At 37.8% G+C, this 22,595-nt stretch carries 17 protein-coding genes; 5 read left to right on the top strand and 12 right to left on the bottom strand.

Going from position 1 to position 22,595, the window contains the following annotated elements:
* Positions 1-20 precede the first annotated feature (20 nt).
* Both gltD and gltB read right to left on the bottom strand, forming a co-directional pair.
* Positions 21-1,505 carry a glutamate synthase small subunit gene (gene gltD / locus MHI47_RS08295; protein ID WP_340830407.1) on the bottom strand — a complete coding sequence of 495 codons (1,485 nt, stop codon included), beginning with the start codon at positions 1,503-1,505 and terminating at the stop codon, positions 21-23.
* Positions 1,506-1,522: 17 nt separating this feature from the next.
* Positions 1,523-6,055: a glutamate synthase large subunit gene (gltB, locus tag MHI47_RS08290; RefSeq protein ID WP_340830406.1), complete on the bottom strand. Its 4,533-nt coding sequence runs from the start codon at positions 6,053-6,055 to the stop codon at positions 1,523-1,525.
* A 121-nt stretch (positions 6,056-6,176) separates the two neighbouring features.
* Here gltB and MHI47_RS08285 point away from each other — a divergent pair, with 121 nt between their 5' ends.
* A complete protein-coding gene (locus tag MHI47_RS08285; RefSeq protein WP_340769038.1) occupies positions 6,177-7,079 on the top strand; it encodes a LysR family transcriptional regulator in 903 nt (300 codons plus the stop codon).
* A 101-nt stretch (positions 7,080-7,180) separates the two neighbouring features.
* On the opposite strand, the gene MHI47_RS08280 is transcribed toward MHI47_RS08285, so the two are convergent.
* The 4 genes from MHI47_RS08280 to pxpA form a co-directional block, all read right to left on the bottom strand.
* A complete protein-coding gene (locus MHI47_RS08280; RefSeq protein WP_340830405.1) occupies positions 7,181-7,954 on the bottom strand; it encodes a DUF2935 domain-containing protein in 774 nt (257 codons plus the stop codon).
* A 181-nt stretch (positions 7,955-8,135) separates the two neighbouring features.
* Positions 8,136-8,909 carry a putative hydro-lyase gene (locus MHI47_RS08275; protein ID WP_093534545.1) on the bottom strand — a complete coding sequence of 258 codons (774 nt, stop codon included), beginning with the start codon at positions 8,907-8,909 and terminating at the stop codon, positions 8,136-8,138.
* Between the two features lie 38 nt (positions 8,910-8,947).
* Positions 8,948-10,165: an NRAMP family divalent metal transporter gene (locus MHI47_RS08270; RefSeq protein WP_093534547.1), complete on the bottom strand. Its 1,218-nt coding sequence runs from the start codon at positions 10,163-10,165 to the stop codon at positions 8,948-8,950.
* A 12-nt stretch (positions 10,166-10,177) separates the two neighbouring features.
* Entirely contained in the window at positions 10,178-10,939 is a 762-nt protein-coding gene (gene pxpA / locus MHI47_RS08265) for a 5-oxoprolinase subunit PxpA (RefSeq protein ID WP_093534549.1), read from the bottom strand.
* Between the two features lie 254 nt (positions 10,940-11,193).
* Here pxpA and pxpB point away from each other — a divergent pair, with 254 nt between their 5' ends.
* Together pxpB and MHI47_RS08255 are read left to right on the top strand one after the other, a co-directional pair.
* Entirely contained in the window at positions 11,194-11,922 is a 729-nt protein-coding gene (pxpB, locus tag MHI47_RS08260; RefSeq protein ID WP_340830404.1) for a 5-oxoprolinase subunit PxpB, read from the top strand.
* Positions 11,919-12,905, top strand: a complete 987-nt coding sequence (locus MHI47_RS08255; protein WP_340830403.1) for a 5-oxoprolinase subunit C family protein — start codon at positions 11,919-11,921, stop codon at positions 12,903-12,905. The genes pxpB and MHI47_RS08255 overlap by 4 nt, the downstream gene beginning before the upstream one ends.
* A gap of 20 nt (positions 12,906-12,925) precedes the next feature.
* Here MHI47_RS08255 and MHI47_RS08250 read toward each other — a convergent pair whose 3' ends face one another.
* The 6 genes from MHI47_RS08250 to MHI47_RS08225 form a co-directional block, all read right to left on the bottom strand.
* Positions 12,926-13,684: an IclR family transcriptional regulator gene (locus MHI47_RS08250; protein WP_340830402.1), complete on the bottom strand. Its 759-nt coding sequence runs from the start codon at positions 13,682-13,684 to the stop codon at positions 12,926-12,928.
* A gap of 23 nt (positions 13,685-13,707) precedes the next feature.
* Positions 13,708-14,607 (bottom strand): DMT family transporter, encoded by a 900-nt coding sequence (locus MHI47_RS08245; RefSeq protein ID WP_340830401.1) that lies wholly within the window; start codon positions 14,605-14,607, stop codon positions 13,708-13,710.
* A gap of 295 nt (positions 14,608-14,902) precedes the next feature.
* Positions 14,903-16,276, bottom strand: a complete 1,374-nt coding sequence (locus MHI47_RS08240) for a GntP family permease (protein WP_093534559.1) — start codon at positions 16,274-16,276, stop codon at positions 14,903-14,905.
* A 71-nt stretch (positions 16,277-16,347) separates the two neighbouring features.
* Positions 16,348-17,361 carry a 4-hydroxythreonine-4-phosphate dehydrogenase PdxA gene (pdxA, locus tag MHI47_RS08235; protein WP_093534561.1) on the bottom strand — a complete coding sequence of 338 codons (1,014 nt, stop codon included), beginning with the start codon at positions 17,359-17,361 and terminating at the stop codon, positions 16,348-16,350.
* A 3-nt stretch (positions 17,362-17,364) separates the two neighbouring features.
* On the bottom strand, positions 17,365-18,666 hold the full coding sequence (locus MHI47_RS08230; RefSeq protein WP_340830400.1) for a four-carbon acid sugar kinase family protein: 1,302 nt from the start codon (positions 18,664-18,666) through the stop codon (positions 17,365-17,367).
* Positions 18,663-19,427 carry a DeoR/GlpR family DNA-binding transcription regulator gene (locus tag MHI47_RS08225; RefSeq protein ID WP_093534565.1) on the bottom strand — a complete coding sequence of 255 codons (765 nt, stop codon included), beginning with the start codon at positions 19,425-19,427 and terminating at the stop codon, positions 18,663-18,665. The genes MHI47_RS08230 and MHI47_RS08225 overlap by 4 nt, the downstream gene beginning before the upstream one ends.
* A 219-nt stretch (positions 19,428-19,646) precedes the next feature.
* On the opposite strand from MHI47_RS08225, the gene ilvA reads away from it, so the two are divergent.
* Both ilvA and MHI47_RS08215 read left to right on the top strand, forming a co-directional pair.
* Positions 19,647-20,909: a threonine ammonia-lyase IlvA gene (gene ilvA / locus MHI47_RS08220; protein WP_340830398.1), complete on the top strand. Its 1,263-nt coding sequence runs from the start codon at positions 19,647-19,649 to the stop codon at positions 20,907-20,909.
* Positions 20,910-21,073: 164 nt separating this feature from the next.
* Positions 21,074-22,558, top strand: coding sequence for a catalase (locus MHI47_RS08215; RefSeq protein WP_093534569.1), 1,485 nt, complete (start codon positions 21,074-21,076; stop codon positions 22,556-22,558).
* Positions 22,559-22,595 lie beyond the last annotated feature (37 nt).

The raw sequence follows: 22,595 nt of genomic DNA, 5'->3' as shown, positions 1-22,595 counted from the left end.
ACTAGCACGGTAAAAACCGGTCATGAGACTATGACCGGTTTTTTACTAACATATTCATTTACTCGTTTAGCTACTTCTTGCCCTTCTTTGATAGCCCAAACAATTAAACTTTGACCTCTTCTAGCATCGCCAGCTGTAAAGATCCCCTCTACATTTGTTTGATAATCTTTAGAAGATGCAGCAATCTTTTTATTGGTCATTTGTACCCCAAATTGGTCCGGCAATGTAGTTTCTGCTCCTTCAAAGCCAATAGCAACAAAAACAAACTGAGCAGGCCATATCTTTTCTGTACCTGGCACTTCTTTAAAAAAGTAGAAGCCGTCTTCTCCAAGAACTTTCTCCATTTGAATCGTATGCAGTTCTTTTAAATGACCATTCGTATCTGCAACGATTTTCTTCGTCTGAATTAAATACTCTCTTGGATCTTTTCCAAACTTTGCATCTGCCTCTTCATAAGCATATTCCAGTTTAAATATAGACGGGTCCGTCGGCCATTGATTATCATCTGCTCGTGTTAATGGCAATTGAGGGTGCTTCCCAAATTGAACTACACTTCGACATTTTTGTCGTAGGGCTGTCGCCACACAGTCTGCTCCCGTATCTCCACCACCAATTACGATGACATCTTTCCCTTTCGTATTGATGAACTGATTATCCTTAAAATCTGAATCCAATAGACTCTTTGTAGTCGTCGTTAGATATTCCATCGCAAGATGTATCCCTTTAGAGTCACTGCCCTCCATATGAAGCACACGTTGTTTTTGTGCTCCTATACATAAGATTACGGCATCGAACTGTTCCTTTAGCTGGTCTGCGGAAATATCTATACCTACTTCCGTGTTCAGGACAAAATCTATACCTTCTTGCTGGAGTATCTGAATTCGACGCTCTACTATATCTTTTTCCAGCTTCATATTCGGAATTCCATACATAAGAAGACCTCCCGCTCGATCAGCTCTTTCGAAAATGGTAACGGAATGTCCCGCCTGATTGAGCTCATCTGCACTGGCAAGACCAGCAGGCCCTGAGCCGATAATAGCTATTTTCTTCCCAGTTCTCGCCAATGGGATTCTTGGTACGATCCACCCATTTTCAAATCCTTTATCAATAATAGTACGCTCAATATTCTTGATGGAAACTGCTGGATCTGAAATAGCTAAAGTACATGACCCTTCGCATGGTGCCGGACAAACCCTCCCAGTAAACTCCGGGAAATTATTAGTCATCAGCAATCTTTCTAATGCTTCTTCCCATTTCCCTTTATATACTAAATCGTTCCACTCTGGAATAAGGTTATTTATAGGACAACCGGAAGTTGCCCCCCTAACCTCAATACCCATATGACAAAATGGAGTTCCACAGTCCATACATCTTGCCCCTTGTTTTTGTAAGGACACATCCGATAGTTTAGAAGAATATTCCTTCCAATTATTTATACGTTTGAGAGGGGCCACCTCTTTACCTTTTTCACGCTCATATTCCATAAACCCTGTAGGTTTTCCCATAAGTATCTCCCCTCTGCTTATTTTTTCGCTAGTACTTTCTTATCCTTTTTTTCCACACTCGAAGTTGCCAAAAATGCTTGCATTGCAGCAGCATCGTCTGTTAAGCCTTGAACTTTGAACGATTGAATTTTATCCACCATTTTTTTATAATCATTTGGTACAACTTTCACAAATCGACTAGATGCTTCATCCCAATTGTCTAAGAGATTCATAGCTTTTGTGCTTTTCGTATAATAATAATGATCCATGATTAATTGGCGTACAGCATGTAGCTCATCTGCAGTTTGAATTTGTTCAAACCCAATCATCTCTGGATTACACTTTTCTTTAAAGCCACTCACATCATCCACAAGAACATATGCAATTCCACCCGACATTCCTGCTCCAAAATTCTTTCCTACATCTCCTAATATAACCGCTCGACCACCTGTCATGTATTCACAGCCATGATCGCCAATACCTTCAACGACAACGTCGACACCACTATTTCGTACTGCAAAGCGCTCCCCAGCACGGCCATTGATAAAAGCAGTTCCACTCGTTGCCCCGTAAAGCGCAACATTTCCAGCAATAACATTTTGTTCTGCTTTTCCTTGAATCGGTGCTGTTACGATTAGTTTCCCGCCAGATAAGCCTTTCCCAAAATAGTCATTTACATCGCCGGTTATATACATCGACATTCCTTTTGGTATAAATGCCCCAAAACTTTGGCCAGCTGCTCCTGTAAATCTTAAAACAATGGAATCATCCACTAACCCTCGCGCTCCATATTTTTTAGAGATTTCACTTCCAATTATGGTACCTACTACACGTTCTCTGTTAGTTATAGGGAAATACAATTCTGCTTTTGACTGACTTTCTATTACCTTTTCCAGTTTTGGTAACAATACACGCATATCAAATGATTCATCAATTTTATGATCCTGTAATGTATTCCAAGTTCTCGGTCCTTCTGGTTGATATAAAAGAGCCTCTAGATTTAGCTGTTTTGCTTTCCAATGGGATTTAGCACGTTCACTAACTTGCAATACATCGGTTCTACCGACCATTTCTTCCATTGTTCTGAATCCTAATAATGCCATGTATTCTCGAACTTCTTCTGCTACAAACTTCATAAAGTTAACTACATAATCTGCCGTTCCAGTAAATTTATCACGCAACTCTGGATTTTGTGTCGCAATTCCAACTGGACATGTATCTAAATGACATGCTCGCATCATGATACAACCCATTACAATAAGTGGTGCTGTTGCAAAACCATATTCTTCTGCGCCAAGCAAAGCTGCCATTACTACGTCTTTACCTGTCATTAACTTGCCATCAGTTTCTAACACAACTCGGTCGCGCAAACCATTTAGCATTAACGTTTGATGTGCTTCTGCAAGGCCTAATTCCCACGGAAGACCGGTATGTTTTATGCTCGTTTTAGGTGATGCACCAGTTCCACCATCGTATCCACTAATTACAATTACATCTGCTGCCCCTTTTGCTACCCCAGCAGCAATTGTTCCTACACCTGATTTTGCAACAAGTTTAACACTGATCCTAGCTGCTCTATTTGCATTTTTTAAATCATGTATTAATTGAGACATATCTTCAATTGAGTAAATATCATGATGTGGTGGTGGAGAGATGAGCCCTACTCCTGTAGTTGAACCACGAACATCTGCAACCCAAGGATATACTTTGTTACCAGGTAATTGCCCACCTTCTCCTGGTTTTGCCCCTTGCGCCATTTTAATCTGCAATTCATTTGCTTGAACGAGATAATGACTCTTAACACCAAATCGACCAGATGCAATTTGCTTAATAGCACTGCGACGATTATCGCCGTTTGCATCCAGTTCATAACGACTAGGGTGTTCACCGCCTTCTCCGCTATTACTTTTACCACCTATTCGATTCATCGCAATAGCTAGTGTTTCGTGTGCTTCTTGGCTTAAAGAACCATAGGACATAGCGCCCGTTTTAAAACGTTTAACTATTGATTCGACAGATTCTACTTCCTCTAGAGGAATTTTTTTAATTGCTTTATCAAAGGTCAGTAGATTTCTTAAGAACCCGATACGCTCCTCATTTGCCATTTGCGCATATTGTCTATATAAACCATAATCCCCTCTTCTAGTTGCCCATTGTAGCGTATGAATTGTTTTTGGATTGAAGGCATGATGTTCTCCCGTATTTCTCCATTGAAAATCACTACCAGATTCTAAAGAATCACTAGTCGAAAGAATTGCTTGTTCATGTCTTTTGTTAGCTTCATTCGCAATTGTTGCTAGGTCAATTCCACCAAGTTGTGAAACCGTTCCAGTAAAATATCGTTCAATTACGTCTTTACTAATTCCAACTGCTTCAAAAATTTGTGCACCACGATAACTTTGTACAGTGGAAATGCCCATTTTTGACATTACTTTTACTACTCCATCTGCTATTCCTTTACTATATTTAGCAACTGCATCTGGATAACTACTCGTTATGTGCCCATCCTGTATTGCCTCGGCAATCGTCGCGTAAGCCAAATAGGGATTAATAGCATCTACCCCAAAGCCGATAAGTGCAGCAAACTGATGTACCTCACGTACCTCACCCGATTCAACAATAATACTCACCTTTGTCCGATTACCAGTTCGCAGTAAATGCTGGTGCACATGACTTGCTGCTAACAAAACTGGAATGGTCTGCTGTTGTACCGAAATACCTCTATCTGAAAGTATGAAGAGAGAGATTCCTTGGTCGATCAATTCATCCACTTTTTTGGATAGAAGGTCCAAGTCAATATCTAAGTCTTCAGACATATTCAGCTGGAGTGAAGCAGCAGTAAATGATTTTATACTATTCTTTTTAATATGTGCTAGTTGGCTATTTGTTAAAATAGGTGTTTCTAAGAAAATCCGTTTTGCATTTGACGCATGCGGATGTAGTAGGTCACCTTCCGCTCCAAGCAGTGTCATCGTTGAAGTTACAATATGCTCCCTAATCGAATCAATCGGAGGATTAGTAACTTGCGCGAATAGCTGTTTAAAGTAATTGAATAACGACTGGGGACGATCAGATAATACCGCTAAAGGAGTGTCGTTCCCCATCGATCCAATTGGGTCCTTCCCGTCTAACGCTATCGGAATCATATATTTATGCACATCTTCATACGTATAGCCAAATACTTTCTGACGGAATAACAAATCCTCTAGTTGCTCTACTTTTTCTTCGATCGCTGGTAGTTTATACATATTATCTGTTAACCATTGCTGATAAGGCTGCGCTTGAGCCATTTCTGATTTAATCTCTTCATCCGAAATAATTCTGCCTTTTTCCAAATCTACTAATAGCATTCTGCCAGGACTTAGACGCTCTTTATATAAAATATTTTCTTCTTCAATATCTACAACCCCAACTTCAGAGGAAAACACAATATAATCATCTTTCGTAACCAAATAACGCGCTGGGCGTAATCCATTGCGGTCTAAAATAGCACCTATCTGTTTGCCGTTTGTAAAAGAAATTGCTGTTGGTCCATCCCACGGTTCCATTAAACTGCTATGATATGCATAGAAAGCTTTCTTTTCTTCTGTGATATGAGGATTCTCAGTCCAAGGTTCAGGAATAAGCATCATAGCTGTATGGGCAGGAGTTCTACCTGCTAAAACAAATAACTCAAATGCATTGTCTAGCATAGAAGAGTCACTACCATTTGTATCGATAACTGGTAGTAACTTGGTTAAGTCCTCACCAAAGGCTTTGGAAACAAATTGTTTTTCTCGAGCCTTCATCCAATTGATATTGCCTCGCAATGTGTTGATCTCCCCATTGTGAACTATATAGCGATTGGGATGTGCTCGCTCCCAACTCGGAAATGTATTTGTACTATAACGAGAATGTACAAGTGAAAATGCAGAAGTGAATAGTTCATCCTGTAAATCTACATAAAACAAATCTACCTCTTCTGGAGTTAGCAATCCTTTGTAAACAATTGTTTGACTAGAAAGGCTTGCACAATAGAATTTAAGGCTTTGATGACCAGCCCAATGTTCCGCTTGCTTGCGGATAATATATAGTTTGCGTTCAAAAGCTAATGATTCCATTTCATTATTTGCCTGAATAAAAACCTGGCGAACGAAAGGTACTGTTTCCCTTGCTTTATCGCTTAACATGCTTGTATCGATTGGTACTGTTCTCCAGCCAATCAGAACTTGCCCTTCGGCAGCTATCAAATCATTTATTTTTTGTTCGATTAGTTCGCGTTCTTTAGAATCGTTTGTGAAAAATAACATTCCGACTCCGTATTTACCTTTTTCGGGTAAATCCCATTCATTACATACAACACGAAAGAATATGTCAGGTATTTGAACCATTAAGCCTGCTCCATCCCCCGTTTTACCATCGCCACCTCTGCCAGCGCGGTGCTCTAAGCGACATAACATCTCAAGTCCTTTTTTTACGATATCGTGTGTTGCATTACCTTTTATATGTGCGTATAAACCTATCCCACATGCGTCATGTTCAAAAGACGGGTCATACATACCTTGTGCTTGTGGTAGTTGGTGAAATGTCATGTTTATACCTCCCTTTAACCTAAAAAAGTGTCTTAAGAATATTGTATGTTTTCAAAATAATATAAACAATATATAATTTGGATATAAACCATCTAATATTGAGATAGATAAGGAGAATTCGATGGAACTACGCCAATTGAGATACTTTATAGAAGTAGCAGAAAGAGAGCATATTTCGGAGGCTGCAGTCCATTTACATGTTGCTCAGTCCGCAGTTAGTAGACAGATAGCGAATTTAGAGGATGAACTCGGAGTTCAATTATTTGAACGGATCGGTAGAAATGTAAAGCTAACACCAATAGGGAAGATTTTCTTAGACCACAGTGTCTCTGCTATTAAAGCCATCGATTTTGCCAAGAAACAAATTGATGAATATTTAAACCCTGAAATAGGAACTATTAAAATTGGCTTCCCAACAAGTTTAGCAGGTCACTTGTTGCCGACAGTAATTTCTGCATTTAAAAAGGAGCATCCAAACGTTGCTTTTCACTTGCGACAGGGATCTTACAATTATTTAATAGAAGCTGTTAAACAGCGTGAGCTCAACTTGGCGTTTTTAGGCCCACTTCCTCCCAAAGATAGTAATTTAAATAACACGATTCTATTTACAGAGAATTTTTCCGTTCTTTTAAATGCCAACCATCCCTTTGCGAAAAGAAGTAAGATTCCTCTTATTGATCTTCGCAATGAGGATTTTGTTCTTTTCCCTGAGGGCTATATTATGCAAAAACTAGTGGTCGAAGCATGCAACTCTGTTGGTTTTACACCAAAAATTACCTCAGAGGGTGAGGATATGGATGCGATTAAAGGTTTAGTAGCCGCAGGTATTGGTCTAACACTGTTGCCAGAAAGTACTTTTTATGACTCTACACCTAGATTCACGAAGAAAATCCCTATTGATTTACCTAATATTCGAAGAACAGTCGGAATCATTAGTCCGGCTTCCAGGAATCTATCACCTTCTGAAAAAGTATTTCATGATTTCGTTGTACAATTTTTCTCATTGCTTGGGCAATATCAGTAACCGAACCATACATCTTCCTCTTAAAACCATAAAGAACCGGGCATTTTACACGCCCGGTTCTTTTAATTTCAAACCTAACATAATGCCCTGCATAAATGCGATTATTTTTTATCAGCATTGGTGGATTCGGCCACTTTTGATAAATAATATTGTTCTTCTCTTGCCATATGGTCAGCCATAGATACAGTAAAAGTTCCAAGCACCTCTGCATTTAGTTCCATTTCTTCTAATTCATCTAGAAAAGCTAAAAACAGAGTTATTTCTAACTCTACATTATCATTAAATCTATTTAACGCTGGGAACTTGTTGATATTCGTGCGTAGGTAACCAGTCAATTCAACCGCTTTCAAATAAAACTGTTCAAAATGTTTGGCAAAGATTTCACTTTTTTCTTTTAGTCTTTTCTCTGTGTCATCCATTCGAGCATCAATTGCGCCAGCATGACCAGAAGCATCCAGTAGCCAAATTAGATGGTGATGTAATTCATGATAAATAGGTGGTACTTCCCCTTTTTCCAGATAGCTTAATACCAGTTGATATTCTTCTAACTCGTTTACCATATGACTTATAAAGGTAGGCGTAAGGTGAATCCCCATCTCCCCTAGTAAATGCCTTTTGATAATTGACAATTTAAATGATTTTAATTGATCCACATATTCTGCGACAATATTAGCAAAAGAAATAGCATTTGTTTCGTTCAAAGCATTTACTTGAGAAAAAAGTTGATCGAAATGTTTTATGAAATAATTCCCCTTCTCGATGTCCTTCTTTTGAGAAGGATAGAGCGAATCATGAATAAAGCGAGAATGATCTCCTAGAACGCGAAGCCAAAACTGATGTTCAAAGACTGCACTTTTCAAGTAATTATTTTCCAACCATACATCTCCTTTAGTTTCCTCTACTTCAATTTATTCATCTTATATTGTTTTATTAATAAAACCGTAAATGCCAACAATATTTAAAAGCCAATTCTTTAAATGGCTTTTAACATAAATCATAAAAAAACATGAAGATCGCAATTACACGATCTTCATGTTTTAATGGATTACCTAAGCCTTAAAATACACTCAGTTTTTCGTCTTTTAAATCACTGATAAACATGCAACCGGGTGCATGAGTAATCATTATAGAAGGCTTGGACTGCATAGCGACTGCTTGAGGTGTAACACCACAAGCCCAGAAAACTGGCACTTCTCCATCCTTTATCGTAACTGAATCTCCAAAATCAGGCTTCGATAAATCCGTTATTCCAATTGTTCTTGGATCTCCAATATGGATTGGCGCACCATGTACCCCTGGAAATCTGGAAGTAATTTGTGTAGCTCTAATTGCGTCTGCAGAAGACATTGGTCTCATACTTACTACTGTCGGCCCTTCAAAAACTCCTGCTTTCACACACGCAATATTCGTCTTATACATTGGTACATTACAGTTTTCTTCAATATGTCTAATCGGGATACCAGCATCCAGTAGTGGAGTTTCGAACGTAAAACTACATCCAATAAGGAAAGCTACCATATCATCTTCCCAGTAATCAGTAATATCCAAAACTTCCTCTACATAGATGCCATCTTTATAAATCCGATACTTTGGGATATCTTTGCGTATGTCAGCATTTTGAGCAATTGACCTAGGCACAAAAGAACCTATATCAGTTACATCGACTAAAGGACATGACTTAGGGTTTCGCTGGCAGAACAGCAAGAAATCATAAGCATATTCTTTCTTTAATATCGCTAGATTTGCTTGTGTATAGCCTTTAGACATTCCAGCTGTAGGACCTGTGATTTCTCCAGAACGTATCAATTCACGTATGTTACTGGGTGACATGGATATATAGTTATTTATACTAATTCACTCCTAACTAGTTAAAAAAGCAATGGAATTTGTTCTATAAGTGTCATGATACCTAAAACACCCATGATAATCGTTACTAATCCACCACCTATCGTCATCCAAAGAGGATGTTTATACTCTCCAACCACTTCTTTTTTATAAGCTCCAATCAGTAAAGTGCCGAGGGCAAGTGGTAAAATTAGTGCATTAAGTGCTCCTACAAGGATAAGAACGTTTACAGGTCTTCCGATAAAAGCAAATGTCACAGTAGATACAATAATAAATAATATAATTACCCAATTATGATATTTTTCGATTTTTGGGTGGAAAGAACGAATAAATGAAACGGATGTATAAGCTGCTCCTACCACTGAAGTAATGGCTGCCGCCCACATAATTACACCAAATATACGATACCCAATCTCACCGGCAGCAAGTTTAAATACTGAAGCTGGTGGATTCTCTGGATCTATTGCCAACCCCTGAGATACTACTCCTAGAACTGCAAGGAACAAAGCGACTCTCATGATACCTGTAACAGCAATTCCGGTCACCGAACTTTTTGTCACATCTGGTATCGATTCTATTCCACTTACTCCTGCATCCAGCAATCTATGTCCACCTGCAAAAGTAATGTAGCCGCCTACTGTACCACCGACTAATGTAACTATCGCAAAAATACTTATTTCAGAAGGTGCAAATGTTCTTACTATCGCTTCTCCTACTGGAGGAGATGTTATAAACGCTACATAAAGCATTAGTAATATCATGACAAAGCCAGCTACTTGAGCAACTTTATCCATTGCCTTACCTGCTTCTTTAACTACGAAGATAAATATAGCAAATACAGCACTTATTATTGCACCAGTAATCGGATCAATTCCTAGCATTGCATTTAATCCTAGACCAGCACCTGCGACGTTTCCTATATTAAATGCTAGTCCACCCATCACAATAAGAATTGCTAAAACTACACCAAGCCCTGGCAATACCTTATTTGCAATCTCTTGACCACGAAGACCAGATACAGTAATGATTCTCCAAATATTAAGTTGAGCAAATACATCTAATATTAAAGAAATTAAAATAACAAATCCAAAACTAGCTGCTAATTGTTGAGTAAATACGGTTGTTTGTGTTAAAAAACCTGGTCCAATGGATGAAGTTGCCATTAAAAATGCAGCACCAAGCAATACGCTATTCGTAACTTTCTTGTTACTATTCACAGCAATAATATTCTTTTTTGACATCTCTCTCTCCCCCTAGTCTACTAATGAAGATATAGCAATATTGCTGCGCTCTAAAGTTTCTTTAATCTGTTTTGCAAATGTAACCGCATGTTCTCCATCCCCATGGATGCAAACTGTATCTGCTTTTATCGATACCTCCGTATTTTGTTGAGATATCACTACCCCCTCTTTAATCATTTTGACAACTTGTGCAACCGATTGATACGTATCAGTTATTAATGCATCTGCATGTTGACGAGAAGTTAAAGTTCCATCTTCCTGGTAGGTGCGGTCTGCAAAAACTTCATGAGCTGTCTGTAAACCAATTCTTTCTCCTGCAGCTGTTAATTCACTATTCGCTAGCCCAAAGAGAATTATGGATGGATCCACATCATAAACTGCTTGAGCTATAGCCTCGGCTAGCTCTTTGTTTTTCGCTGCCATATTAAATAATGCTCCGTGAGGTTTTACATGCTGCATCTTTTCATCAAAAGTTGCTAAAAATGCTTGTAATGCTCCTATTTGATAAACTACCATGTCGTAGCCTTCTTGGGGAGAGATATTCATTTCTCTACGACCAAATCCGTTTAAATCTGGTAAACCTGGATGTGCACCGATTTTAACCCCATAATCTATAGCTAGTTTTACAGTTTCTCGCATCACACTAGGATCTCCCGCATGAAAACCACATGCTATATTAGCAGAAGTTACATATTTCAATATCTCTTTTTGTTCTCCTAATTGATAACGTCCAAAACTTTCACCTAAATCACAATTTATATCTACTTTAAACATTTTTCTAAACCCTCCCCAGATATAATAATAGAATCAGCTCTGATTAGTTCCGCAATATGGAACCTTAGTTTTGAAACTTAAAAAAAGTTTACCACAGTTTGATTTTTCTGAATAGATATTATTTTTTATTAGGTTATTAAATATGGTGCAAAAACAAAACTTGTAATTTAAATTTAGACAATTATAATAATTTATATAGTTCATTTTTAAGAACTAAAGTACCGCAATTCGAAACTAAAGGAGTTTTTCCAATTATGAATTCTTCCCAGTTAGAAGTCGACATTAAACCTTTAGGCGATTCTGCACTTATTGTTCAGCTTGGAGAAGGTATAAGTCCTACCCTACATAAACTTGTAAAAAGTCTCTCAGAGCGGATTTCTACTAATCCCTTTAAGGGAATTATAGAATACGTACCTGCTTATAATAATATTACCGTGTACTATAATCCTTTTTTGGTACAAAACGTACACAGTGGTTCGAATAGCGCCTATGATAAAGTGAGTAATCATATAAAGAAAATTGTTCAACAAATAACTTTGGAGAACAGAACCGACACAAGAACTGTAACTATTCCAGTTTGCTACGGTGGTGAATTCGGTCCTGATTTAGAGAATGTTGCGTCAGTAAATAATCTAACAATAGACGAGGTTATTGATATTCACACAAGTAGTGAATGTTTGGTTTATATGCTAGGATTTGCACCGGGATTTCCTTTTATGGGAGGTATGAATGAACGAATAGCTACTCCAAGAAGAGACACCCCAAGATTATCTATTCCGCAAGGTTCAGTAGGTATTGCTGGTAAACAAACAGGGATTTATTCGTTAGAAACACCTGGTGGATGGCAAATCATTGGTCGAACTCCCCTAAACTTATTTCTTCCAAAACAGTCTCCTCCCACACTTTTACAGGCAGGCGACAAAATTCAATTTGTTTCCATTGCGCCTGAGGAATACTTCTTATACGAGGGGTTGAAGAAATGAGTATCAAAGTGCTACACCAGGGATTGCTGACTACTATTCAGGATTTAGGAAGGTACGGCTTTCAAAAGTTCGGTGTTATCGTAGGTGGAGCAATGGATTCCTATTCCTTAAGGCTTGGTAATCTCTTAGTAGGTAATATTGAAAATGAGGCTGCTCTTGAAATCACACTGTATGGAACTAAGCTTCAATTTGAGGAAGATACACTAATTGCTATAACTGGTGCTAATTTCTTACCTACTATAAATGATAAGCCTGCACCGCTATGGAGCCCGATTATTGTTAGGAAAAACTCGGTGTTAAAATTTCATACAGCCATAGATGGAAGTAGAGCATATATAGCAATTGCAGGAGGAATTGACATTCCTGAGGTGATGGGTAGTAAAAGCACGTATCTTCGTGCCAATATTGGCGGATTTAAAGGGAGGGCCTTACAAAAAGGAGATGTGCTTCCTCTAACTTCTTCAAAAGTCTTCAATAGCAAAACGTCAAAAATTAGGCAGAAAAACAAGGGCAATTGGAGCATAAATTATAATGAGTTGATAAATTTGGGCAACCATCAAATAATTCGAGTAATACAGGGGACAGAATTTGATAGGTTCGATAAAGAAAGTCAACATAAACTTTTGACGGAAGTTTTCACTTTATCGTTACAGTCTGATCGAATGGGATATCGGTTAGAGGGATCATCACTTTCTCTTTCTGAAAACTTTGAACTGTTATCGGAAGGAGTTACATTTGGTACTATTCAGATCCCCCCTAGTGGACAGCCAATCATTCTTATGGCCGATAGACAGACAACAGGTGGTTATCCAAAGATAGGACAGGTAATTTCTGCAGATTTGCCTACCCTTGCTCAACTTCCACCCAAAGCTACTATCCAGTTTAAATTAGTAACATTGGAAGAAGCAGAGCAGGCATTCATTCAAAATGAACAAAAGATACACCTTATCAAAAAAGCGATTAACTTTAAACTATATCCATAAATTCAAAACCCCCTCATTTTTTATTGAGGGGGTTTAGTGTAGCCTAGCTTATATGAAATCTCGTCAGCAGCCTTCATTACTTTTTGGGCATAAAAATCAATATTCTCATCTTGGTAATTAGCTTCGATACCTGCAATACTAAGCCCACCTACTACTTCCCCTTTAAAGTCCAAAATGGGTGCTGCAATTGCTGAAGTATAATCCTCTAGTTCAGAATGGCTTATTGTATATCCATTTACCCTTGCATCACTTATAGATTTTAATAACTCTTCTTTAGTAGTTATTGTTCCAGTTGCAATTCTTTCAAACTCTGTCTTATTTAGATAGGTCTCGATTTCTTGGTCAGGTAAAAAAGAAAGAATAGCCCTTGCACATGCCCCTGCGTAAAGAGGGCTTCTTCTCCCGACAGCAGTATACAAGCGAACTTTTTGATAGACATCCACTTTTTCAATATAAATTGTTTCATCGCCTTGGCGAACGATTAAATTTATAGCTTCTTTTAGTTCTTTATGTAATTCTTGCATAATATCAAAAGCAATTTGCCTCAAATTTAATCGGGAAGCTACAAGGTTTCCATACGTTAGAAACAATAAACCCAATCGGTATTTTGAATCTTTTCCTTTTTCCACGAAACCCATTTCTTCTAAAGTCAGAAGCATTCTGTAAACAGAAGTTTTCGGTATTTGAGATAGATCAATTATCTCTTGAAAAGTGAGTTCTGGGTTTTCGAGAAACAAGTTTAAGATATCCATTGAACGAACTACAGTCTTATTTTTCATTTTATCACCTTCTATTAAAATTATTAGCGTTTATTACTATAGTCTATCAGTTTCTTTTTACTTCTATAGTTTACAAGGAAGATACTAATGCCAACCATAACTAATCCGATAATGAGTAAATATGTAATTGGTTCATCAAGGAATACCGCTCCTAATATGACGGCAATAATTGGTACCATAAAAGTGGAGGAACCTACCTTACTAGCTTCACCTTCTCTAATAAGTTTGTAATATACTATTTGTGCCAGAGGTATACCTAATACGGAACCATATGTTAAGGCACTGATATATTTACTATTCCAAACGATATCTGAGAAGTCCTCGAAAAAGCTCCCGAATCCTATCAATACAAAACCGCCTATTATACATTGCATGGAAACCATCCAGTATGGATTCACTCTATTGCTCACTTTTTTGACGTATATAACACCTAAAGCCCAAAAGAAAGCAGTTAATAACCCTAAAATTACACCAATAACTGATACATGGAAAGTCAAACCATCCAAGCTCACAATAACAATACCTATAAAGCCAATTACTAACCCCAAAATCTTTCCAGGAGTCATAAATTCACCGAGCCAAATCCATGCAAAAAGCCCTAATAATACAGGTTGAAAATATACAAGAATGGAAAATAATCCACCCGGTAAATAATTTAACCCGACTGTTTGAATTCCAAAAAATAAAGTTGTATTTAATAAGGCAGAAGTGCAATACAGACGCCAATTCTCACGCCAATTTAATTTATCCCTAATTTTAAATAATATTACTGCTAATAGTAATCCACCCATTGTTGCTCTCATTCCTGCAAATATGACGGGAGGAGTATATGGTAATGCAAGTTTATATATAGGCCAACTTGCTCCCCAAACAAAAATTAAAAACAAGAGTAGCATTGTGGACTTTGTGAAAATTTTTTTCAACCCTATTACTTCCCTTCAACATCTCACCGAATCTATAAAACCACTCTAAACACTATACACCCTTTCACTCCTAGCATCTATTTAAATTTCCTTCTACTGAGCGAAAAAATTCGTTATATTCAAGACTTTCGATTCTCTTATAGATCTATAACATGTTCCATTTTTGTCCTGCAGTCGCTCTTAAATCGTTTTAGAAGAATGGAATTGATAATTACGTATTATTCGCTCACCATTAAAATGAATTATTTTCTAATAGTAAAAAGACGCCCGTAGAGAGCGTCTTTAGAAAAAATTATTAAACAAATATATCTGCAACCAGAATAGCTATTAGTGATGCACCCCAAGCTAATGTAGTTGGTACTGACCATACCATAATCTGTTCTTTCGTATTTGTGATACCAAGTGACCGGTTAACAACCCAAAACATTGTATCACTAAAATATGAGAATACCATTGCGCCAAGTGCTGCGGCTTGTGCTGCCAGCACCATATTTACACCATCTATATTAACTAGAATTGGTGCTGAAATAGATGCAGCTGTTATCATTGCAACAGTCCCACTACCTTGGATCAACCTTATAAGGGAGGCAACTATGAACGGTATTAATACAGCAGGTAATGGTAAGGAAGCTACGAGATTTCCAATATAATCCCCAGCTCCACTTTCACGTAATACATAGCCGAATGCTCCACCTGCACCAGTGATTAATAGAATAACCCCGGCAGCGTTCATACCTTCTTCCATCCTGGCAAGTGTATCTTCACGACTCCAACGTCCTGCTAATGCATAAATCGCTGCAATTACAGCTAACCCTACCGCAATAATTGGTTGGCCTAAGAAAATAAGATAATCATAAATTCCACCCGTAATTTCTAATGCTGTCAACGTTGTATTCAGGAAGATTAATACAATCGGTAAGACAATCGGTAATATAGAACGGAACAAGGAAGGTAGCTCTTTATTACGTTCATCTGAGAGTTGAACAAATTCATCATATGTCATTTCATCCTCAGGACGAACCCAGTCCGTGCCATCTTCATTTGGCAATTGATATATTCTCTTACCTAACCACTTACCATAGAAAACTCCAACTAACATAATAGGAATTGCAAAAATCAATCCATAAATAATCATTTGACCAATGTCTACTCCGAAAATTCCTGCAACCCCTAGTGGTCCTGGAGTTGGTGGAACCGCATGATGCGTTGCTACCGCACCAATTGCCAACGGAATTCCAATTGCAACAACTGATTTACCAGTTTTTCTTGCAACAGATTTTATTAATGGCGTTAAAATGATAAACGTAGAATCTACAAATATAGGAATCGCAACTATGTATCCTGCAAGGGCCATGGCCCATTCTTCTTTTTTCTTTCCTATAAACTTGATAAGTGCATATGCTAAACGTTCTGCAGCACCGGAAACTTCCAATAATCTACCCATCATAACTCCAAACCCAATTACGATACCAATGGACCCTAACGTACTACCGAAACCACCAATTATGGCATCGGCTACTTTAGGTGGTGACATTCCTCCGATGATTCCTGTTATTGCTGCTGCGATTATTAATGCTAAAAACACATGAATTTTCGTTTTTACTACTAGATAAACTAATAGAATTACCCCAATGATAAGACCTAAAATTACTTGTGACTCAGATGACATCCCATGAAACCCCTTTCAATCCTCTGTTTTTAAAAAAGGAAAGTATAATACTTTCCTTCTATACTAATTACTTATAATGATTCACGAGTAAATTTCGGTGCATATTCAGCAGCAAGTTTAATACATTCGTACATGCTTACCTCAGATGCAATGTTTTTCCACGCTATATCAAATGCAGTACCATGATCAACAGACGTACGTAGGAAAGGCAGACCATTTGTAATAGATATTGTACGGTGGAAATCCGTCATTTTCGCCGCGATATGACCTTGATCATGATATAGAGAAAGAACAGCGTCATACTTACCATTTAGTGCTTGGAAGAAAACTGAATCTGCCGGTACTGGACCGTAGGCATCAATTCCATCTGCTTTCGCAAGTTCGACACCTGGTTTAATTTCTTCTACTTCTTCCATACCAAATAGACCGCCCTCCCCTGAATGGGGGTTTAATCCTGCGACTGCAAGCTTACGACTCTCAACTCCTAGACGTTGTAGAGCTTTATCACATCTATTTAAATAATCACGAACTCTTTCTTTCGTCATTTGCGTAATTGCTTCTGCAACTGACACATGTCTTGTTAAGAAGAATATACGCATTCCTTTTACTTGGAACATTGTTAGTGGATCTGGAGCACCACCTAAATCCTCAAGCATTTCTGTATGACCGATATAAGGAACCTTTGCTGCTTTTAATGATTCTTTATTGATCGGAGTAGTTGCAATTGCTTTAACTTCGCCAGCCATTGCAAGTTCCACTGAGCGTTTGATAAATTCAAATGCTGCTTGTCCATTTTGTGCCGAAACCTCTCCTGGCGCGAAATCTTCCATATTAATATTTGCTAAGTCCATTACATCTATCGTCCCAAACTCATAGGAACCTTCTGCTGGTGATGAAACGACACGAACTTTTAAATTTACACCAGTTACTTCGATTGCTTTACGAAGTATATTCGCATCCCCTACAACAAGAGGTTTACACATTGTGTAAAGTTCTTCTTTAGCTAAAGATTTAACTGTAATTTCAGGTCCAATACCTGCCGCATCTCCCATAGGAATTGCAATAATTTCTCGAACTGTAGTCATATCCTAAACACTTCCTTCTTCTTTTTTGTTTGTTAAGAATCTTACACACTTATAAATAGAGTACTTATCCCCTACCATGCCACCTTTAGTAATTACAGGAATGCCATCGAAAGCTCCTCCTATAAAATGACCATATGCCGCTAAAGGAAGTACTTCATCCTGCAAACCAATAGCCTGCGCTTCACTGACAGAGCATAGAGCTGCTGTCACATCGCCACCACTGGAAAACATTCCATCAATTGCATGTTCTGTTTGGTCAATAACACTGTGAGTAACTCTAGCCAAACCTTCCGTTAAGCGCTTGGCAAGCTTTTCTTCTGTTACTCCTTCTCTAACAGCTATTTCTTTTAAATCTAGTTTCCCTGAACCCGGTGCATACGTAGTGATGATTAATACTTCTTGATCCTCTAATTTAATGATTGCTTCCTTCATCGCACGCTCTATTTCTTCGTCCCACGTACTAGTAGTAGAAGCTAATGCCTCCGTATTGACATAAACAGGGTCAGCATTTTTCTTGTCTATTAGATAATTTAGTTGTCTTCCAGTTAAAGGAGTTATGCTACCAACCGTTACGATGAACTTATTCGTCAACACATGCTGATGAGCCATTAAACGACTATAAGATGCGGATAATGGACCTGGATCCACGGGCACAAAAACCACTCCCTCAATTGCAGCCATCGACTCTGCTATATGATCAATGTCTTCATTTGTCACAGCATCTACAACAATAATCCGATTTCCAGTTTCTATTTGTTTCATCATTTCCAATTGAATACTATTTTTTCCCTTTAAAACTCTCCCTAATCCTATGTGGGAAACTGGATACTGACTTTGCTCTATCATTATAGTAGGCACATGAGAGATTGTAATTGGATTCATTGGATCCTTCGCAACGTCCGTAGATTCAACTGGTACACCATCTATCAATAGATACCCCCCAGATACGATACGTCCTGAATCTGGATAAGATGTAACAACTACTGCCACACTATTTTTTCCTATTGCATCTAATAATGTGTCTGTTTCTACTCCAAGGTTTCCACGTACCGTACTATCAATGCGCTTACAAAAAATACTTGCCCCCCATGTCGAAAGCTGTTCGTACGCATTCAACACTCTATTTTGTGCAATACTTGGTGCACAATATCTACTATCTGTGTCAACACTAATGGAAGTAAAACCACCCGTTTTTGGCACCTCTCCCCCAAAAACTGCAGTAGCACTATTGAACCCATTTTTAGAAAGGAGAACTCCAGTTGCATTAGCACCGGTTAAATCATCTGCAATAATTCCAACTTTCATTTTTTCACGCCCTTAATAAAGGTAGTCATTTCACTGTAGATTTCTTCTACTTCTTCTGGAAGTGTTTGATCTGTTATGATAGCTGTCACGCAATCGATATCCGCTATTTTAGCAAACGCTTTCTTTCCGAACTTTTGAGCATCCACTACTAGATAAACTGATTCGCTACTATTAATCATTTCTCTCTTTATAGAAGCTTTTTCAAAAGTAGCAGATGTAATGCCTAGTGTTGAATGAACTGCATGGGCACCTAAAAACAAAATATCTACATGGATTTCTTTTAACATATTTTCTGCATATGTTCCGAAAACTGCCCCTACACCATTTTGAATTTTTCCACCTAACATAATGACTTCCACTTTGCTATCCATCAATTCTGCAGCTATTTTAATGTCATTTGTTACAATCGTTAAATTTATTTTCTGTTTTAAACGTTTGGCAATTTCAAAATTAGTAGTACCAGAATCGAGAAAAATTTTCATACCATCTTTTACAAGTCCTATAGCGATTTCAGCAATTTCTACTTTTTGTGGATGAGCTTCAGAAATTTTTTGAATATAGCTCTGTTCGGCAATAATAGCCTCGGGTATTGCGGCTCCACCGTGAGTTCTTATCAATTTCTTCTGTTTTTCTAGTTCATCTAGATCACGACGAATGGTCATCGCAGATACATCTAGTAAATTTACTAAATCCAAAATTTCTACTTTTCCATTTATGGCAAGCTCTTCAATGATGCGTTTCTTTCTTAATATCGGAGTCATACAATTCTCCTTTTCATAAAAACGTTTACTATGAACATATTATGTTCGATTCTACCAATAAAGTCAATATATTTTGTTTAATTTAAACTTTTAATGTTAATAACGAACATTAAACCATTTATAAAACAATTTAGAATTATCAATATTAACTAGCATTTTAGCGATGTAGTGTGATAAACTATATTAATCTTTTAAATGAAATTGGAGGTATACCGCCTTATGCAATTAACAGATACGAAATCAATACAAGTGGAGAATGTCCTAATTGCACATCAGTTTTTAAAAGATGTCGTCTATCATACTCCCTTACAAAAAAACGAGTATTTATCAGAAAAGTATGGAGCAACTATTTATTTCAAACGAGAGGATTTACAACATGTCCGCTCTTTTAAATTACGTGGGGCTTACTATAAGATTAAAACAATTGAGACAGAAGCAAGGGAAAAAGGAGTAGTTTGTGCAAGTGCTGGTAACCACGCACAAGGTGTCGCTTATGCATGTGCACAACTCGGTATCATCGCAAAGATTTTCATGCCTTTAACCACGCCCTCACAAAAAATTGATCAAGTGAGAATGTTTGGACGTGAATTTGTGGAAATCATTCTAGCCGGTGATACATTTGATGATTCCGCAGAAAGTGCAACGGCTTATGCAGATACGGAGGATAGAATTTTCATCCACCCATTCGATGATCCGGATATCATTGCGGGGCAAGCAACTGTTGCTGTAGAAATAATGAATGATATTGATGTTCCTATAGATTATTTGTTTGGTAGCATTGGTGGTGGAGGCTTAATATCTGGACTATCTACTTATATAAAGAATGTCTCTCCTTTCACCAAAGTAATTGGGGTTGAACCTGAGGGAGCTGCAAGTATGCAGGCTGCTTTCCAAAACGGAGGTCCAATTAAGCTAGATTTAATAGATAAATTTGTAGATGGAGCTGCAGTAAAATGTGTTGGAAATCTCTCTTATGAACTAAGCAAAAAGTACGTGGATGATATTGTTCTTGTACCGGAAGGAAAAGTTTGTACGACGATATTAGATTTATACAACAAGCATGCAATTATCGCTGAACCTGCTGGTGCTCTATCCGTAGCAGCATTGGACTTTTATAGGGAAGAAATCAAAGGGAAAACTGTAGTTTGCGTCATAAGTGGGGGTAATAATGATATTGGGCGTATGCAAGAGATTAAAGAAAAATCATTAATCTATGAAGAGTTACTATATTATTTCATCGTCAAATTCCCTCAAAGAGCAGGAGCATTACGTCAATTCCTGGATACGGTTCTTGGACCAAATGATGATATTACCACTTTTGAATATACTAAAAAAAATAACAAAGAAAGTGGACCTGCACTTGTGGGCATCGAATTGAAAAACAAAGAAGACTATTCTGGTATTCTTTATCGTATGAATGAGAATGGGTTTTCCTACAAAGAAGTAAATAAAGATAGCACTCTATTTGAATTACTTATATGATAAAAACCTGTGTAACATCAACGTTTATAGCGTTTGATGTTACATTTTTTAATATACTAATATAAAGTTTTTAAAAATCTTCACACCTCTATTCTAGCAATATTTTAATCTGTTTGATATAATGATTCTTGTATTATAAATATTCTAATCTAGGGGGAAATTGAATGTCAGAAAATCAAAACAACAACAATAACAAAATGACAACTGCAGCGGGCGCGCCTGTAGTAGACAATCAAAACTCGCAATCAGCTGGACCACGTGGCCCATTATTATTACAAGATGTATGGTTATTAGAAAAACTAGCACATTTTGATAGAGAAGTAATTCCTGAGCGTCGTATGCATGCAAAAGGATCTGGTGCTTACGGTAAATTTACTGTTACTCATGACATTACACAATATACTTCAGCAGCTCTTTTCTCAGAAATCGGTAAAGAAACTGAAATGTTCGTTCGTTTCTCCACAGTAGCTGGTGAACGTGGAGCAGCAGATGCTGAACGTGATATCCGTGGATTCTCTATGCGTTTCTACACAGAGCAAGGTAACTGGGATTTAGTTGGTAACAACACTCCTGTATTCTTCTTCCGTGACCCACTTAACTTCCCAGATTTAAATCACGCTATTAAACGTGATCCACGTACTGGTATGCGCAGTGCAAATAGCAACTGGGATTTCTGGACATCATTACCGGAAGCACTTCACCAAGTGACTATCGTAATGAGTGACAGAGGACTTCCAAAATCTTACCGTACAATGCACGGATTTGGTAGCCATACATTCAGTATGATCAATGCTAACAATGAACGCGTTTGGGTTAAATTCCATATGCGCTCACAACAAGGCATTGAAAACTTAACTGATCAAGAAGCAGTTGAAGTTGTTGGTGTGGACCGTGAAAGTCACCAACGTGACCTATACGATAATATCGAAGAAGGCAATTTCCCGAAATGGAAAATGTACATTCAGGTAATGACAGAAGAGCAAGCTAACAACATGCCTTACAATCCATTCGACCTGACAAAAGTTTGGTATAAAAAAGACTTCCCTCTAATTGAAGTTGGAGAATGGGAACTTAACCGTAACCCTGAAAACTATTTTGCTGAAGTAGAGCAAGCGGCTTTCACACCAGCTAACGTTGTACCTGGTATTAGCTTCTCTCCAGACAGAATGTTACAAGGTCGTCTATTCTCTTATGGTGATGCACAACGCTATCGTTTAGGTGTAAATCATCATCAAATTCCAGTTAACACACCAAAATGCCCGGTACACTCTTTCCATAGAGACGGAGCAATGCGTGTGGACGGTAACTTAGGTGGAACATTACCTTATGAGCCAAATAGTTATGGAAAATGGAAAACTCAACCTCAATATACTGAGCCACGTTTACCACTTCATGGAGATGCTGGAATTTGGGAATTCCGTGAAGATGATGATAACTACTATGAGCAACCAGGTAAACTATTCAGATTGATGAGTCCAGAAGACCAACAAGTTCTTTTTGATAACACAACACGCAATATGGATGGCGTAGAAGAATTCATTAAGATTCGTCACATCATTCACTGCTATAAAGCAGATCCTGCATACGGACAAGGTCTTGCAGAAGCAATGGAAATTCCGTGGGGCAATATCGAAGCTGCAATGGCTTAATATATCCACTTAATAACATAGCTTTACTCACAGAGTG

Source organism: Psychrobacillus sp. FSL H8-0487 (assembly GCF_038008385.1).
GTDB classification, from domain to species: Bacteria; Bacillota; Bacilli; order Bacillales_A; family Planococcaceae; genus Psychrobacillus; species Psychrobacillus psychrotolerans.
This window is presented reverse-complemented; position numbering and strand designations above follow the sequence as displayed.

Excerpts from the sequence above, each read along its gene's own strand:
- pxpB (WP_340830404.1), top strand. The coding sequence starts at position 11,194 with ATGAATTCTTCCCAGTTAGAAGTCGACATTAAACCTTTAGGCGATTCT.
- pxpA (WP_093534549.1), bottom strand. The coding sequence starts at position 10,939 with ATGTTTAAAGTAGATATAAATTGTGATTTAGGTGAAAGTTTTGGACGT.
- gltD (WP_340830407.1), bottom strand. The coding sequence starts at position 1,505 with ATGGGAAAACCTACAGGGTTTATGGAATATGAGCGTGAAAAAGGTAAA.
- MHI47_RS08225 (WP_093534565.1), bottom strand. The coding sequence starts at position 19,427 with ATGACTCCGATATTAAGAAAGAAACGCATCATTGAAGAGCTTGCCATA.
- gltB (WP_340830406.1), bottom strand. The coding sequence starts at position 6,055 with ATGACATTTCACCAACTACCACAAGCACAAGGTATGTATGACCCGTCT.
- MHI47_RS08275 (WP_093534545.1), bottom strand. The coding sequence starts at position 8,909 with ATGTCACCCAGTAACATACGTGAATTGATACGTTCTGGAGAAATCACA.
- MHI47_RS08215 (WP_093534569.1), top strand. The coding sequence starts at position 21,074 with ATGTCAGAAAATCAAAACAACAACAATAACAAAATGACAACTGCAGCG.
- MHI47_RS08255 (WP_340830403.1), top strand. The coding sequence starts at position 11,919 with ATGAGTATCAAAGTGCTACACCAGGGATTGCTGACTACTATTCAGGAT.
- MHI47_RS08250 (WP_340830402.1), bottom strand. The coding sequence starts at position 13,684 with ATGAAAAATAAGACTGTAGTTCGTTCAATGGATATCTTAAACTTGTTT.
- MHI47_RS08270 (WP_093534547.1), bottom strand. The coding sequence starts at position 10,165 with ATGTCAAAAAAGAATATTATTGCTGTGAATAGTAACAAGAAAGTTACG.
- ilvA (WP_340830398.1), top strand. The coding sequence starts at position 19,647 with ATGCAATTAACAGATACGAAATCAATACAAGTGGAGAATGTCCTAATT.
- pdxA (WP_093534561.1), bottom strand. The coding sequence starts at position 17,361 with ATGACTACAGTTCGAGAAATTATTGCAATTCCTATGGGAGATGCGGCA.
- MHI47_RS08240 (WP_093534559.1), bottom strand. The coding sequence starts at position 16,276 with ATGTCATCTGAGTCACAAGTAATTTTAGGTCTTATCATTGGGGTAATT.
- MHI47_RS08230 (WP_340830400.1), bottom strand. The coding sequence starts at position 18,666 with ATGAAAGTTGGAATTATTGCAGATGATTTAACCGGTGCTAATGCAACT.
- MHI47_RS08285 (WP_340769038.1), top strand. The coding sequence starts at position 6,177 with ATGGAACTACGCCAATTGAGATACTTTATAGAAGTAGCAGAAAGAGAG.